Raw genomic sequence first — 15,557 nt, 5'->3', positions numbered from 1 at the left:
GGCGACGCCCGTCCCTGCAAGCTGACTCAGTCCTGGCCGTCGTTTGCGCATGTCCGCCCTGGCTGGGGGCTGCCGAATGCGGCACTGCTCGGGCAAGGTGCGGTGGCGCAACGCTACGCCCCTGCAGCCGACCCGCGATTTATGATGATGTACGTTTCCGGTGCCGTCTCGCGTGGGGTTACGGTATCGATCACCCCTCGGACACCAGTTTTGGTGGAGCTTCACCAGGCATGAACCAGATTCGATTCTGTACTGGTATCTGCCCCGCATACGTGCGATAACAGATGATCCTGGGCGTCGGCGGCCTGGGCGTCGCAGTCGGCGCGTTGCGCCGTTTCCGCGGTTGGCCTGGTCATGACACCAACTCGCCGCCGCGACCGCGAGCGACTCATCGACGTGCTTATTCCGGCCCCGCTTCCCGATAGACCGCGACCTGGTCCGGCGCCGATGCCGGCGCTGCCCGCTCCACGTCCGCCAGCGGCCGCGTCACCGGACGAGGTCTTGATCGGCATGGCGCGTCCGGACCGATCTGGTCGGGTGACCGAACGTAGCCTGCTGGGGGCGTTGCGCTGGCCGGCGGGCCACCGTATCGACATCCATCCGCGCAGCGGGATGGCCGTTGTGGCGTCGGCGCCAGCGGGACAACACGTGGTGGGCAGTCGAGGGGAACTGCCGTTACCGGCGGGCGTTCGGCAGATGTGCGCGATCGTGCCGGGGCAGCCGCTGCTGCTCGCCGCTCTGGTCGCCCACGATCTGTTGGTGATTCATCCGGCCGGTACCGTCGTACGGCTGCTGGCTGACCTTCACGCGCAGGTGGTCGGTGGTCGTCGTGGTTGCTGATCCCGCCCGTGTCGCTGCCGCGCACCAGTTGCTGGCCCATTTGGGCGTTACTCTCGCCGACTTGCAGGCTGAGCCTGGTCCGGGGCTGCCGACGCTGGCCGAGTACATGCCCCAGGTTGTCGCCGCGGCCGGGCCCGGCACCCAACGCACGTACGGCACCTACTGGCAGCGGATGGCCGCTGCGTGGGGCGACCGTCCCCTGGACGGGGTCGCGGCCAGCGACATCGAGGCAATGCAGCGACAGGCCGCGGCAACCGCCCGGTCACGGCGCAACAGCCGCAGCGGTCGCCACGCGGGCGAGCTCGTAATCGCCGCCGCCCGCGCCATCTACAACCGGGCCATCGCCGACGGGCTCATCGATCCCGCCGCCAGCCCCGCTCACCGAGTGGTCAAACCCCGCCGACTACCGAGCACCCGCCGCGCACTGACCCCCGACGAACTCGAAGAGATCAACCTCGCTGCGCGCAGCAGCGGCAACGACATCATCCTCGACGCCCTTCTGCTACGTCTGCACACCGAGACCGCCTGCCGCCGTGGCGGCGCGCTCGGGCTGCGGCTGACCGACCTGAACACTGACCGCGGGCTGGTGCGGCTGACCGAGAAGGGGGCCACCCTGCGCTGGCAGCCGATCACCCTCGACCTGGCCGCCCACCTCGACGAACACGCCCGCATCCGTGGCGCGGTACTGCCCACCGACCGGCTGTTGCGCTACCGCAACGGTCGACCGATCACCAGCCGCCGCTACGACCACCTGTGGAAACGCATCGGCGAGCAACTGCCGTGGGTGGCCGCCCAGGGCATCTCCACCCACTGGCTACGCCACACCACCCTGACCTGGGTCGAGCGCCACTACGGCTACGGCGTCGCCCGCGCCTACGCCGGACACACCGACTCCACCGGCCCAGCCACCACCACCTACATCAAAGCCGACCTGCAAGCCGTCGCCGCCGCACTGGCCGCCATGACCGGCCGACCACACCCGCTGTCCGGGCACGGCTCGGAGCCCAGAGCCAGATACGGCTAAACGTACAAGGCTGCACCGAGGGCAGGTGGCTCCCGGTGATCGGCCGCCTTGACGACTGCGGAACCCGAGACAGGCCCGATAGGTGACGTTGCGTAGCAACGTGACATCCAACCCGCGCCACTCGACTTCCGCATCTGCCGATGAGAGCATGTCGGTGGACGGATGATCTATCCCGATCAGCTTCGCCGTCTAGTTGGTTTTACTTGATCTATCTAGCGGACTAGGCTACAGTCCATGAAGCGGGTTGACCTCATCAAGAAGATCGGTGCAGCGGCAGCCAAGGCGGGCAAAGAATTCGTGCTGCTTCGGGAGGGCGGCAGTCACTCGATCTTCAGGTGCGGCGGCGAGAAGATCGTCATACCCCGACACAGAGAAATCAACGAGCATACCGCGCGAGGCATCATGAGCGACCTCGATGACCAACTTGGGGAGGACTGGTGGAAATGACGACCTACTCCGTGTCCTGCCGACGGGTCGGCGACTGGTGGGCCATCAGTGTGCCTGAACTCAAAGGCGTCCACACCCAGGCCCGACGGCTCGACCAGGTCGCCGCCATGGCTCGCGAGGCGATCGCGTTGCTGCTAGAGATCGACCCGACCACAATAAGCATCGAGGTACACCCAGAGCTTCCCGGAACAGTCGTGGCAGCGCTGGACGCCAGGCGGACCGCTCGGGACGCTGACGAGAAGGCCGAACAAGCGACCACGACAGCCGTACGGGCACTCCTTGGCGACGGGTACACCGTCCGAGATGCGGGCGCTCTTCTGGGACTATCGCCCCAACGCATCTCACAGATCGCCGCCCAGAACACCACGCGTCCCACCTCAAGCGCGGCGTAGGAACTGCCGGACACGAGCTGCCGGATCCCACTGTTCTGCCGCGATTCGCGCTGTCACATTGTGGCGGATCGCGTCAGGCTCGCGCGACCCGGGCTACCGGCGGCCCGGCCGTCTCGATCCGCCGTAGAGGTAACCATGCGTCTGCGATCAAGGCGCTGGCCCGCCAGCACTAAGACGCGTCCTGGGCGCTCAGCCAGACCGTCAGCGGTCAGAACCCACCCACTCCGCTACGAAATCGATCGTTTTAGATAGTCTTGAGAGGCGACCGGCGGCCGGCCCGCGCGCGGTAGGTCCGGCACCAATCGTCAGCTTCATCCCCGGCGTCAGGCCCTGGGGCGATCAGCTTGGGCTCTTGCGGTTCGGGCGATCAGCCTTCGGTGGTCGGCCTGGAGCAGGTGCCGGACCTCGCCGTGCTCGGGGCTGTCGTTCAGAGAGCTGGCCAACGCATATCTGACGGCCGGCTCTGGGTCCTTCGCCAGCTTGACGCCGAGGTCGGGCCACCGGCTGGGTGCGCGCACCCACACGCGCGCGGCGAAGGCTCGGGGTGCCTTATTGGGATGCGCGGCGAAGACCGGGAGGTCGATCTGGAGGGCCTCCACTGGGAGAGTGATCAGTGCGTGCGCGATGTGGAGCCAGTCGGTGTCCCGTGCCCCATACATCAGGGCGATCGCCAGCTCCTGCACCTGCGCGAACTGCTGCTGGGTGGCCGCGAGGGCGGCCGCGACGCGCAAGGCGAGAGCCGCCAGCGGCGGCGTGCCACCGGTGACCTTGAAGCGAGCGAACGGGCCGTTGTCGATCCCGAACGCGACCAAGCTCTCCGTTGGCTCTCGGACGAAGCTCATCAGCGCGTCGAACGTCGCGGACCGCGTCGCCGCCGGCAACGTGGGAGCGAGGTACAGAATCGCTTGGAGGGCATCGGAACGATTTTCGGCGGCGTCGCGCACCTCGGCCACCCTGTGCAGCATTGCATCGGTAAAGGTAGTCCGGTCCGTGTCGTCAAGAGTCCGCACCAGCAGGGCGGTTTCCTTCAGTGCCGTGCCGAAGGTGGTAACGCTAGGGTTGAACACGAAGGGCTGCGAGTCGCGTTCGAAGCTAGAGCGAGCAACCGCCAATACCGGCGCGACGTCGCTACCGGCGAGCACGAGCGTGAGAGCGGCATACCGATTCCCCTCTGAGGCCGCTGACGCCAGGCGTTCCGAAACGGCTGATGGGTTCGAACGGAAGAGAAGCTCTCCTTTATCGGACGCGTAGTCAGCAATATGATTGTTCAGCAGCACGGCATCGCACAGGGCGTCGATCACCCGGGCACTCAGCGAAGGGTGACCTTCAGCAATGGCAACCGCTGCCCTGATGTATTCCTCATAAAACGCGAAGAACGAGTGAGGCGTCGATTCGGATAGGTGGTCCTGCGTCAGGTTCAGGAATTCTTCTGCCTCTTCCAGTGATGCGGCGCCGCAGGTTCCGGCGAACGCTGCAAAGGCGGGCCCCCACGTGTTGTTGGGTGAGCGCGAGAACTCCTTCGTGGTGAGCTCGCGATACGACGCGCTTGCCCACTCCCGGGCCGTCTCCTCCGGGATGAGCTCAGCGGCCACCGACGCAAAGTGGAAAGACGCCGCTCGTTCCCATGCCGGCTGATCATCCGACGGTGGATGGAAGTCGAGCGGCTCGTCGGGCAACAGGCCGACCAGGGTCTTCAATTTCTGCCGGTAGCCGCCGTAAACGTAGTGCCTGATCGCCTCGGTCCACTGTGCGGTTTCCGTGTACAGGTCCCCGAACCGCTGGTGTGCCAGGAACTCTTCCTGCCAGTCGGCGCCCAGTACCGCATAGGAGAGGTGCTGGTGCAGGTTGTGCCGCGCGTCGGGCCACCGCTTGTCGAGGATGTTGGACGTCGCCCGTGAGGCGTACGGCTGTGGCTCCGGCAGCACCGAGCCGCTGCCGCCGACCTTGAGCGCCTGTGCGACCAGGTGAGTGTCTGCCGCCTTCAGTTGCGGTCCGAAGTTCTGCCTCGCGACCCAGACCGTGGCCGAGAGCCAGGACGCGGCGGAGTCGTTGAGTCCGGCCTGAACCGCCACGTCGATGGCGTCCTGCCATCGCCGGAGCCCTTCGTCCGTCCGTCCCTTGATCGCCAGATGCCGCGCATGACGAGTGGCGATCCATGCGACGGCGTTCGGCGGATAGTGCCCTTTAGCGCCGTCAAGCTGACTCCAGTCGTCGGCCGCTTCGGCGAGGCACATCAGAATGCGCGCGCGGATCGTCAGGTGGTGATCGTCGAGAGGGGTCGTCAGAGCAGCATCGCGCAGGCGGTCCATCCGCGTGGTCAAGAGATCGGCGCGGCGCCACACGATGCATTGTTCCGCGAGCATCAATGCGCATTCGAGATATTTCATGTCAGTGCTCTGGAGTGCATCAAAAGCAGAAGCGACGTGATCGATATCCACGGAATGCTCGTAACCGAATGTGGCGGCGTGAGAAAGCGCGCTGATTGACCGGAGGATCGAGTCGGATAGGTGTTGGTGATTGCTGTTCAGTTTGCGTATGTGCTCGGCCACGGCGAACGAGTTTCCGTAGGTGTGGAGAACCCATCCCAGGTTGAGGCGCAGGGCGGCAGCAGATTCGAAGTCGCCGCCGGATTCGAGCGCCTCGCACTGGCGGGTCCGGAGCAGGATCGCATGCCGGGCGAACGGTGAGGCCTCGAGTTTCGACGCCACCTCCGCGAACAGCGACGCCGCCTCCAAAGGAGACTCGGCTACTCGCTCTTCTGCCTGCTGAAGCCGCTCCGCCTCACCCAGATGGGCGATCGGACCGCGAAGCACCGCGTCCGACGTGACTGGCGGAACGCCGTTAATGCGCCGCGTGATCGCCGCGAGGTCCGCGTTGCGCACAAAGCGGTCACCCTGGCGTTTCTGCTGATCTTTCCACTCCAGCAGTTCCTCGATCGTGTAGGCAGAATGGTGCTGGTCAACTGGAGGGTGATGCAGGCCGCAGAGGAGAAGCAAATTCTCGAATCCATTGATGTCGCCCGCATATGCCGGATCGTGGCGCGGCCCTTCGGGCGACTCGGACCGGATGTGCGCGATTTGCGCCGTCGGGGTCAGCAGACCGCGGTCCTCGAAGATGATCGGGCTCGCGCACCCGGGGTACGCGCAGTGAGCCGCCGTGCCAAAGAGGAGCTTCAGCGTCCGATCGGTGTAGCTGCGTGGCACTGGATGAGCTTAGCGTGTACCCGCAACCAATCATGTAGGTGGAGCGGCCTCGGCGGAGGCTGCGGTCCATACTCCAGGGGGCGTGCGACATGACCGTGCTCTCGGGTTGAGCTGAGCGCGGCTGTTGGTGGGCTACAGGGGTCGAAAGGCTGAGGTCTGGTCGGTCAGGCTCTCTCGGGGTCGAGGGTCATGCCGGTCTGGGCGAGGAAGCCGGCGATGAGGTCGGGTCGTTGTTGTATGTGTCGTAGTCGCTGTTTCACGACCTGGGCGAGGTGGTCGACGCCTCGGACGGCGAGATTACCGAGGCCGCGTTTCAGGTGTGCCCAGGCGCCCTCAGTCGGGTTCAGGTCGGGGGCGTAGGCGGGTAGCCGGATCACGGTCAGCCAGTTCCGGGCGGCGATGAGTGCGCGCATCGCGGCGCTGACGTGAGTGTTCAGGTTGTCCCAGACCAGGATGATCGGGGCCCGTAGACGCTGGTGGACCTGGTCGAGCAGGTTCGCGTAGTCGGTCTCGGAGACTGCTCTTCTCACCCTTACGGCCGCGGTGGGTGATGGTGCGCCACACGAACCTGCCCCGCTGACCGGGCTTGAGGCAGACCAGGCCGGCGATCGAGACCCGACCGGAGCCCTTGCCCGACACTCCGACCACCGGAGTACGCCCACGCCTGGCCCACGTCTTGGCTTTCGGCGGTCGCAGAGTCTGACCCGCCTCGTCGCTGAGTAGGCCCGTGGCGCGGTGTCGGGATTGCTCCCGATCCGTTTCCACGGGCCTCTCGCCGAACCCGCCGTGCGCCTCTCGACGCAACGGGCTCTCCACGGTCTCTGCCGTCAGGTGGTTCCCGTGACCCAGGGGTTGGGGATCTTGTTACCTCGGTAGCGATACCGGGTGATCGGGATCGCACTGATCTTCCGCAGCTCGATCCCGTCCGCCGTGATCGGCAGCCACTTCCCCGTGGGTGTGGTGAGCCGGCGGCGGATGTCCCGCCAGTTCCAGCGGTGCCGTACGCGCAGAAGACGAACCAGCCGGTTCCAGACCAGGTCGTCCACCTTCCTGAAGACGTGCTTCGCGACAGCGTGCCGGAAGTAGTGGGCCCAACCCTGCGTGGTCCTGTTCAGGTTGATCAGCACCACGGCCAGGTCCTGCTGCGACGTTCTGTGGGTCAAGGAACGGATCTTTATCTTCAACGCCCGCCAAGGCCGCTCGGCGATGAAGGTGTAGACGTACCACTTACCCGTTCCCCTCTTGCGGCGCCACTGGATGCGGAACCCCAGGAAGTCGAACCCCTCGCTCAGGTGCACTATCTGGGTCTTGGCCGGTGACAGCCGCAGCCCCATCGGTGCGAGTACCCGGGCGGTCTCCTCGCGCAGTGCTTCGGTGTCCTGCCTGGTCCCGTTGACCATGACGACGAAGTCGTCCGCGTAGCGGACCAGTCGCCACGAGGGCAGGTCCTTGGCCCGGCGTTGTTCGCGTCGGGAACTGGTGGACAACTCACCGCCGCTGTCCCATGCCCGGTGCAGGTGCTCATCGAGCGCCGACAGGGCGATGTTGGCCAGCAGTGGGGAGAGGATGCCCCCTTGCGGCGTGCCGGTCCAGGTGTCCTCGATCTCGCCGAGTTCCGTCAGGAGCCCGGCCTTCAGGAACGCCTTGACCAGCGCCAGCACCCGTTTGTCCTTGACCCGCTTCCGGACGCGGTCCATCAGCGCCACGTGGTCGATCTCGTCGAAGCACGCGGCGATGTCCGCGTCCAGCACCCACCGGTATCCGTGGCTGCCGTAGAAGTGGATCTCGGCGATCGCGTCCTGGGCCCGCCGTTTGGGCCGGAACCCGTAGGAGACCGGCTTGAAGTCGGCCTCGACGATCGGCTCCAGCACCAGTTTCAACGCGGCCTGGACCACCCGGTCGGCGATGGTGGGAATCCCCAACCGCCGCACCTTTCCCGAACCGCCCGGCTTGGGGATCCGCTTCCCCCGCACCGGTAGCGGCCGGAACACACCCGCCTTGAGACGGACGCGTAGGTCGTCCAGGAACCCGGGAACACCGATCACATCCTCGACCACGGCGGCCGTCAGGCCGTCCACGCCCGCAGTGCCGGCGCCCCGGTTGCCAGCGACCCGTTCGAACGCCACGATCAGCGTCGCCGGGTCGTGCACGAGGTTGAACAGATCGTCGAACCGGCGGCCGGGATCGGCCACCGCCCAACGGTGAAGCTTGGCCTGCATCTCCGATACCCGCCGATGCGGTCCCGTGAGAGCCACCTCGATCGGAGCACCGCCATTCGGCGGCGCGTCTTCCGGCATTGCAGCGTCCTTCCCTTCTCGATACCGCTGCCGCCCTTCCCCATGTGCGCGGGCTCTCCCCGGCTCGGAGTACTACGGCGGCTCCGCCCCACCTGGCCCGTTCAGCGGTCGATGCGCCTATCCCAGGCCTGCGGACTGGCCGCCCGCCGCAGGGACCCCGACCAGGCGGTTCCCGTGTTCACTGCGATTCGCTCGTTGGAGGAGGAGCCCGACTGTGTCCCTGCGGCATCGCCACGGGTACGCCGTAGACCTTCCCCGTGGCCTCCCGGCCGGCTTCGAGATACCGGCCAAGGAGTTCCCCACCCGCCGAGGGTGGGTGCGCACCGCATCCGGCCCAGATCCGCCAGGTTTCGAGCCGGTGTAATCGTTAAGAGACGTAAAGACGCCGGTTCCTCGCGTACTCCTCTCCAACCCGCTCGCCGAACCCGCACCGTCTGGCAGTACCGACACGTCCCGGCTTTGTCAGGGCCGCTCCCACCCTCCCCAGCACCACCCGGGTCAGGCTGCCCCCAGCACCACCCACCTGCTACGACAGGTCAGCGGTGAAGGTCTCTCACCCCCACTCGAACCACAGCGCCTCACGGCGCAACTGGAAGCAGATCCACGCACCCCGCGCCGCCGCTAGTCTTTTACCGCTGGCCACCGGCGCCGCCGCCACCCGGCGATCTGCTCCGGGTCACGTTCGACCGCCCGTCGGGCCGGTACCTGAACGGTGTAGCCGATGCGGTGCAGCAGGTAGGACACCCCGCGCAGCGTGTAGTCGACCCCGAAGAGTTGGCGGATCACCTCAGCGACGCGGGCCAGGGTCCACCGCTGGTCCGCCCAACCCCGCGCGGCCGGGCCAGCGTCCAGGACCTCGGCCAACCAGTGGAGCTGTTCATCTGTGAGTTTGCACGTTGACCCGCCCGCCCCTGTCGAGGCCAACGCCTCGTCACCGCCGGCTTTCCACGCACGCCGCCACTGTCGTACCGACTTCTCCGACACCCGCAACCGCGCCGCGACCTGCGTGGTGGGCTCACCCTGGGCGAACATCTCGGCCGCCCGCCGCCGTACCGCTTCTCGACGCTGCCGAGCAGCCGAGCTCAAACCACCACCATCGGGATACCTCACCCCACAGGTCTAGATGATCAACCTGGGCTGCGGCAGCCCAGCACGCCGCGACCTCCACAACAGACCTCAGCCTTTCAACCCCTGGAGTGAGATGGTCCCCAGATGCGGTGTGCATAAGCGAGAACGGTATTGAAATTGTAAAGCGTTCGATGCTTATCGTCGTAAATCCGGACCTCTCGAATCGTGCCATCGACCTCTGTCAACCGCGTTCTTGGTGCCACGCCGGTTTGGGTGGTCCGTCGCCCCCATGCTCGGATGGTAGTTGGACTAACATGACGTTTCCATCTTGTCGATAGATGGCTTGCTAGTGCGCTGGCGTCAACCCAACTCTCGGTACTTCCTAAGATCGCCTGCTGCCACCATTCGATCGCCTCTTCAATTCCACAACCCGCGCACCTAATCAGATGCGTACCTGATGTCTGGTACACGCGAGTCCCACAGACGCCGGCGGCGGTGTGAGTGATATTCGGGCATATTCCGACGTAAAGCCAGTCGGCCGAGTGAGCGTATGCAAGCTGCCAGAAGCGCGTTGAATTCGCCACGTACCGAAGGCGCTGCGCCAGCTCCTCGAAAGTGTGGTGAGCTGCGAGCCAATCGGCATTTGTTGCGATGAGGTCTGCGACCATCGATACGGAGTCCGCAGTCGGAACTATCTGGCGTTCTTGGGTGACCAGTCGTGCCGTAGCAGTGAGCGCCGCACCGATTTCGGACCGAGCGTCGATCACAGCGCTACGAGGGATGGGAGAGCGGTCCCGAGTACCCGAAACGCGTTCGGGCGCATATCGTCGGTTCGCCAAGGACAGCCCGAGCTCGCGGTACAGATCCCGCGCGCGGTAGGCATCCTGCGCGATCTCGCGGCCCTGAGCATTGTCGGGACCCTTCCAGGTCTCCGTCGACGTTGCTGGCGAACTGGTGACTTCACCGTGCAATCCACGCCTCCTTGTGTGGATCGTCGTTGGAGTCGGCTCGATGCTGTCCGTGACCTCAGATATTCCTTCCATGCATCCTCTTCAGTCAGGTTTCGATTGGCCGATTGGACGTGTGTCGGCACGTGGGCTGCCCTACGGAAGTTCGTCGACTCCGCAGGCAATCTGTTGATCGCGGCCCACCTGATCAAAGAACGCCAAGTCACCCTGCCTAACTCTTTGATCGACGACAACGGTGTGACGCTCTTCCGCTGGCTTCGCACACAAAAACTCTCAGGCGAAGATCTATCTACACGACGGACACATTGTCCGACACGTTCGCCATACCTCACTCTCTGCCTCACACGGACGTCATACGGGGTCAGGCGAAGCAGCGGACGCTCCCGGACCCGTACAACGCAGAGCCACGGCCGCGTAGGTAGTCGCCCTCTCGAATGTCGCGGTCACGCTGGTCGGCATGCCAGTACGCGCCGTCGTACTCGAGGGCAAGGAACCTCCGTACCCGAGCGGGAAGAGCATGTCGACCTTGTATGGACCGTCGTTCACCGGCGACAGCGGACCCGAGCGCGTAGTCGAGCGTGGAGAAGATGCTTCCTTCGAGCTTCGACGTCGCCCGGTTACCGCTCAGGGCGCAGTGATCACTCTCGCAGCTCGCCGCGTAGCGGTCACTAGAAGTAGACCAGTACGAACGCATGCTGCAGAGCCTAGAAGACGGGTATGACACCGACGGCGATCACGGGTCGAGGCCTAGGTTCTGTCTCGCGGATCATGAATCTCGTTCGTTAGACCGTTCGCGGCGCGAGGAGATCTGAGTAATCACGAGTGGGCTGTGTTGGCGCCGTTGCTGCCGACGCAGCCCGTTCGTGGGAGTCAGTGGCGGGATCATCGGCAGGTCATCAACGCGATCTGCTGGGTGAAACGGACCGGGTCACCGTGGCGTGACCTGCCCGAACGGTACGGGCCGTGGAAGACCGCGTACCAGCGGTTCCGTCGCTGGGCCGACGACGGTACCTGGGCAAGGCTGAAAGCCCACGTCATCGCCCCCGAACTCGACGACGACATCGACTGGGACGCCCAGGTCGACGCCACGATCGTGCGCACCCACCAACACGCGGCGGGTGCCCGTAAAGGGGGCTCAGCCGGGAGGAGTCCCGGGCAGCGCAAGCCATCGGCCGGTCGCGGGGCGGGTTGACCACGAAGACCCACGCCCTGGCCGATGGGCGTGGCCGTTCTATCGCTACCCGCATCACCCCAGGTCAGGCAGCCGACACCCGGCAACTCATTCCACTACTCGAACAGGTCAGCGTGCCCCGACCCGGCGGTATCGGTCGGCCGCGTAAGCGGCCGAACTCGGTGACCGGAGACAAGGCGTACTCCTCACGAGCGAACCGGACCGCTTTACGGGACAAGGGCATCACCACCGTCATCCCCGAGCCCAACGATCAGATCGCCAACCGGAAGCGGCGAGGACGACGAGGTGGCCGACCACCGAAGTTCGACCCTGCGGCTTACAAGCGTCGTACCAGGTCGAACTCGGCTTCAACCGACGCAAAAACTGGCGCGGACTCGCGACCAGGTACGACAAACTCGCCACCCACTTCCAAGCCACCTCGACCTGGTCGAAACCCTCGACTGGCTACGCGCCGTCCCCGACCACCAAGATCCGCGAGACAGAACCTAGTAGTGCTTTGTTAGGTTGGTGCCAGTTGGTGGCAGAGAGGGCAGAATCCGAGCCAGGTCGCGAGCTGGTATTGGAGTTCGCGGAGGACGGTGTACAGGCTCAGGTCTGCCCTGCTGCTTTTGGGTCTGCCGTCCGTAGTTGGGTGAGGAACAGCTGGGCGGCTGTGGCGAGGGTGACGTGGCGGTGCCAGCCGATCCAGGAGCGGCCTTCGAAGTGGTCGAGACCGAGGGCGGTTTTGAGTTCGCGGTAGTCGTGTTCGACGCGCCAGCGGCTTTTGGCCAGGCGGACCAGTTCGGTCAGGGGTGTAGTGGTGGGCAGGTCGGACAGCCAGTAGTCGGTGGGTTCGTCCTGGCCGGGTGGCCATTGCACGAGCAGCCAGCATTCGGGTAGCACGCCGTCGTCACCGCGGTGGGGTCCGCGTTGGACGGTCCGGCCGGCGGGGCGGACCCGCAGGGCGAAGAAGTGCCCGGACAGTTCACCGGTGGGCCGGTCCGGGGCACGGCCGTGTGCGGGGAGCCGGTCACGCCAGCGCACCGGTTGGGTGTGGTGGGCGCCGTGGGTGAGGGCCAGGTCCTTGAGGCTGCGGGCGGGGTGTGGGTAGCGCGGGGTGGGATGCTTGCCGACCCCGGCGTAGGCGACCTCGACGGGCTGGGCGTGGTCGGGTTGGGCGGTGGTGGACGATGTGGTCGCCATGATGTAGGGGATGCCGCGTTCGGTCAGTCCCTGGCGGAACTCGGCGACCTGGCCGTAGCCGGCGTCGGCGGTCAGCAGCGGCGGGTGTAGTCCCCAGCCGGCCAGTTCGTCGAGCATTTCCAGGGCCATCATCCACTTCGGCCGGTACCGCTGGTCATCGGGCAGCTTCGAGGCAGCCCGCCGCCGCAGGATCTGGTCGATCTGTTCGGCGCGTGGCAACTGCTTACGCGTGTGGGGTTTCCTTGCTCCGGCCTCGTCGAGGGTGGTTGGCTGCCGGCGCAGCCTTCGGGCATGCGGGTTCGCGACCTTCCCGGCGTCGTCGGGGACGCAGGTCTCGTCCCAGGACTCCGGCACGAACAGCCGCCAGTTCAGCACCGCCGAGGCGGTGTCGGTCGTGGCGTGCACGCTGACGGCGATCTGGCAGTTGCCGACCTTGCCGAGCGTGCCGGAGTACTGCCGGGCGACGCACGCCGACGCCTTGCCGTCCTTGGGCAGTCCGGTGTCGTCGAGGGCCCACACCTGTGGTCCCACCACATCGACCGCCGCTGCGGCCAGCCGCTGCCGCACACCGTTGACGTCCCAGGTCGACGAGGTCAGGAACTGCTGCAACTGCTGGTGGTCCACGCCGAGCCGCTGCGCCATCGGCTGCATCGACTTACGCCGGCCGTCCAGCATCAGCCCGCGCAGATACCGAACGCCGGTCGCCCGTTGATCCGATCGCGGCAACCCCGCGAACACTCCGGCCGCGAAGTCTTCCAGTCGCGTCCGCACCCGTGCGAGTCCTCGCTCGTCCACGCCCGGAAGCCAAACACAACCAAAACACCCCTACAAGCGACACACCGGAACAACCTAACAAAGCACTACTAGTACGGCAGCCGCCGTTCGGGATCATGGTTGAAGTTCGAGGTTGAGGCGTCGTGTGTAGTGGGCTCGTCGGGCTCGGGCTTGATGGCGGCGTCGCCAGTGTGACCAGCGCAATCGATGGGCGAGGTCGCGGATCGGCCGGATGATCAGGGTATTGATCAGGCGGCGGATCTCGTTGACGGTCAGCTTGATCAGTGCGGTGTCGGTTGGGTCGTCGGCTTCACCGGTGGCCGCGTCGGCGGCGCAGATCGTCAGGACGGCGAGGGCGGCCAGGGCGAGGGTGGTGAACCGGTGCCAGGAGTCCCAGAGGCGGACCTGGTGCTGGTCGAGGCCGACCTGACTTTTGGCCGCTTGGAAGGCCTCTTCGACGGTCCAGCGGATCCCAGCGACCCGCACGAGGTCGGCGAGGGTGGCTGGTCGTGGGGTCCAGCAGCGGTAGAAGGCCAACTCCCCGGTAGAGGTGTTCTTCCTGATCAGAAGGCTGTGTTCGCCGTCGTCGTCGGGGTCGGCGTCGGTGGTGACGTCGTCGAGCCAGGCCCAGTCGTAGAAGCGGGGGCCTTTCGACCCGGCGCCGGCCGAGCGGCGCTGCCAGGCAGAGGCAGGTAGTTCGGATACGACCTGGTCGACGCGGACCTTGACCTTGCCCCCGTCGAGCGGGACCAGGTGGCTACGGGATACCGCCAGGACGTAACCGAGGCGGTGTTCGCGCAGGTGAGTGCGGAAGCCGCTGCTGTTGCCGTACGCCTCGTCCGCGGCGGCCCACCTTGCCGGCACGCCGGCATCGAGGGCCGCGGTGATCATCTCGGCCGCCAGATCGGGTTTCGTGGCGAACTCGATCTCGTCCGGGACACCGGCGGCCTGGCAGCGGGCCCGGTTATCAGTCCAGGACACCGGCAGGTAGATCCTGCGGTCGATCAGCGTGTGCCCGTGCCCGCTGGCATAGCCGAGGAACACCCCGACCTGCGCGTTCTCGATCCTGCCCGCGGTTCCCGTGTACTGCCGTTGCACCCCGACCGAGTGAACGCCCTTCTTCAGGTCTCCGGTCTCGTCGACGACCAGTACCCCGTCCGGGTCACCGAACCGATCGACGACCACCGTCCGCACGTCATCGCGGACGGCGTCCGCGTCCCACACCGTCCGATACAACAACCTTTGCATCGCATCCGGCCGCGCGTGCCCGGCCTGCTCCGCCAACTGCCAACACGTCTTGACCTCGATATCGGTCAGCAACCCGGTGACGAACGCCGCCGCCGCCCGACGCGGCTCGACCCGGCCGAACCTACCCGCGAACGAGGTGAGCACCCGAGTCAACACCTGTTGCCACCGGCCAGGGTCTACGCTGTGGCACGCGGCCACCGCCAGATCTGAAGTTTTGTCCACAACATACAGACGATCATGCGGTGGCCGCCTCGCGTTCAACCGGCCCTACCAGGGGCATCTCAAACGGCGGCTGCCGTACTAGTAGTGCTTTGTTAGGTTGTTCCGGTGTGTCGCTTGTAGGGGTGTTTTGGTTGTGTTTGGCTTCCGGGCGTGGACGAGCGAGGACTCGCACGGGTGCGGACGCGACTGGAAGACTTCGCGGCCGGAGTGTTCGCGGGGTTGCCGCGATCGGATCAACGGGCGACCGGCGTTCGGTATCTGCGCGGGCTGATGCTGGACGGCCGGCGTAAGTCGATGCAGCCGATGGCGCAGCGGCTCGGCGTGGACCACCAGCAGTTGCAGCAGTTCCTGACCTCGTCGACCTGGGACGTCAACGGTGTGCGGCAGCGGCTGGCCGCAGCGGCGGTCGATGTGGTGGGACCACAGGTGTGGGCCCTCGACGACACCGGACTGCCCAAGGACGGCAAGGCGTCGGCGTGCGTCGCCCGGCAGTACTCCGGCACGCTCGGCAAGGTCGGCAACTGCCAGATCGCCGTCAGCGTGCACGCCACGACCGACACCGCCTCGGCGGTGCTGAACTGGCGGCTGTTCGTGCCGGAGTCCTGGGACGAGACCTGCGTCCCCGACGACGCCGGGAAGGTCGCGAACCCGCATGCCCGAAGGCTGCGCCGGCAGCCAACCACCCTCGACGAGGCCGGGC

The 15,557-nt window shown here is 66.1% G+C and carries 10 protein-coding genes and 2 pseudogenes; 6 read left to right on the top strand and 6 right to left on the bottom strand.

Annotated features, from left to right (window positions below):
• Positions 1-537 precede the first annotated feature (537 nt).
• The 4 genes from ACN28C_RS19570 (at position 538) to ACN28C_RS19555 (ending at position 2,703) form a co-directional block, all read left to right on the top strand.
• Positions 538-840: a hypothetical protein gene (locus ACN28C_RS19570; protein ID WP_422768986.1), complete on the top strand. Its 303-nt coding sequence runs from the start codon at positions 538-540 to the stop codon at positions 838-840.
• Entirely contained in the window at positions 821-1,864 is a 1,044-nt protein-coding gene (locus ACN28C_RS19565; RefSeq protein ID WP_422768985.1) for a tyrosine-type recombinase/integrase, read from the top strand. Before ACN28C_RS19570 ends, ACN28C_RS19565 begins: the two co-directional genes overlap by 20 nt.
• A gap of 234 nt (positions 1,865-2,098) precedes the next feature.
• Entirely contained in the window at positions 2,099-2,311 is a 213-nt protein-coding gene (locus ACN28C_RS19560; protein ID WP_278092690.1) for a hypothetical protein, read from the top strand.
• Positions 2,308-2,703, top strand: a complete 396-nt coding sequence (locus ACN28C_RS19555) for a type II toxin-antitoxin system HicB family antitoxin (protein WP_421496939.1) — start codon at positions 2,308-2,310, stop codon at positions 2,701-2,703. The genes ACN28C_RS19560 and ACN28C_RS19555 overlap by 4 nt, the downstream gene beginning before the upstream one ends.
• A gap of 323 nt (positions 2,704-3,026) precedes the next feature.
• Here the strand turns inward: ACN28C_RS19555 and ACN28C_RS19550 are convergent, their stop codons facing one another.
• The 4 genes from ACN28C_RS19550 to ACN28C_RS19535 all read right to left on the bottom strand — a co-directional run bounded on the left by ACN28C_RS19550 (position 3,027) and on the right by ACN28C_RS19535 (position 9,289).
• Complete coding sequence (locus ACN28C_RS19550) at positions 3,027-5,906, bottom strand: hypothetical protein (protein WP_422768984.1); 2,880 nt, start codon at positions 5,904-5,906, stop codon at positions 3,027-3,029.
• Between the two features lie 164 nt (positions 5,907-6,070).
• On the bottom strand, positions 6,071-6,436 hold the full coding sequence (locus ACN28C_RS19545; protein ID WP_422768983.1) for a transposase: 366 nt from the start codon (positions 6,434-6,436) through the stop codon (positions 6,071-6,073).
• A 297-nt stretch (positions 6,437-6,733) separates the two neighbouring features.
• Positions 6,734-8,098, bottom strand: coding sequence for a group II intron reverse transcriptase/maturase (gene ltrA / locus ACN28C_RS19540; protein ID WP_422768982.1), 1,365 nt, complete (start codon positions 8,096-8,098; stop codon positions 6,734-6,736).
• A gap of 726 nt (positions 8,099-8,824) precedes the next feature.
• Positions 8,825-9,289, bottom strand: coding sequence for a winged helix-turn-helix domain-containing protein (locus tag ACN28C_RS19535; RefSeq protein ID WP_422768981.1), 465 nt, complete (start codon positions 9,287-9,289; stop codon positions 8,825-8,827).
• A gap of 1,722 nt (positions 9,290-11,011) precedes the next feature.
• On the opposite strand from ACN28C_RS19535, the pseudogene ACN28C_RS19530 reads away from it, so the two are divergent.
• A pseudogene (locus ACN28C_RS19530) lies at positions 11,012-11,846 on the top strand (IS5 family transposase); the annotation flags it as partial.
• 173 nt (positions 11,847-12,019) lie between these two features.
• Here the strand turns inward: ACN28C_RS19530 and ACN28C_RS19525 are convergent.
• Both ACN28C_RS19525 and ACN28C_RS19520 read right to left on the bottom strand, forming a co-directional pair.
• Entirely contained in the window at positions 12,020-13,408 is a 1,389-nt protein-coding gene (locus tag ACN28C_RS19525; protein ID WP_422768975.1) for an IS701 family transposase, read from the bottom strand.
• A 93-nt stretch (positions 13,409-13,501) separates the two neighbouring features.
• Entirely contained in the window at positions 13,502-14,791 is a 1,290-nt protein-coding gene (locus tag ACN28C_RS19520; RefSeq protein ID WP_422774735.1) for an IS701 family transposase, read from the bottom strand.
• Between the two features lie 216 nt (positions 14,792-15,007).
• Here ACN28C_RS19520 and ACN28C_RS19515 point away from each other — a divergent pair.
• Positions 15,008-15,556: pseudogene (locus ACN28C_RS19515) on the top strand (IS701 family transposase); the annotation flags it as partial.
• Position 15,557: the final 1 nt, after the last annotated feature.

The sequence above is a fragment of the Plantactinospora sp. WMMC1484 genome (assembly GCF_049315195.1).
Lineage (GTDB): Bacteria > Actinomycetota > Actinomycetes > Mycobacteriales > Micromonosporaceae > Plantactinospora.
Note: the sequence above shows the minus strand (reverse complement) of the source record. Positions and strands in the feature narration are given on the sequence as shown.

What these genes read in the sequence shown, in the direction of transcription:
- ACN28C_RS19555 (WP_421496939.1), top strand. Translation starts at nt 2,308, where the DNA reads ATGACGACCTACTCCGTGTCCTGCCGACGGGTCGGCGACTGGTGGGCC.
- ACN28C_RS19560 (WP_278092690.1), top strand. Translation starts at nt 2,099, where the DNA reads ATGAAGCGGGTTGACCTCATCAAGAAGATCGGTGCAGCGGCAGCCAAG.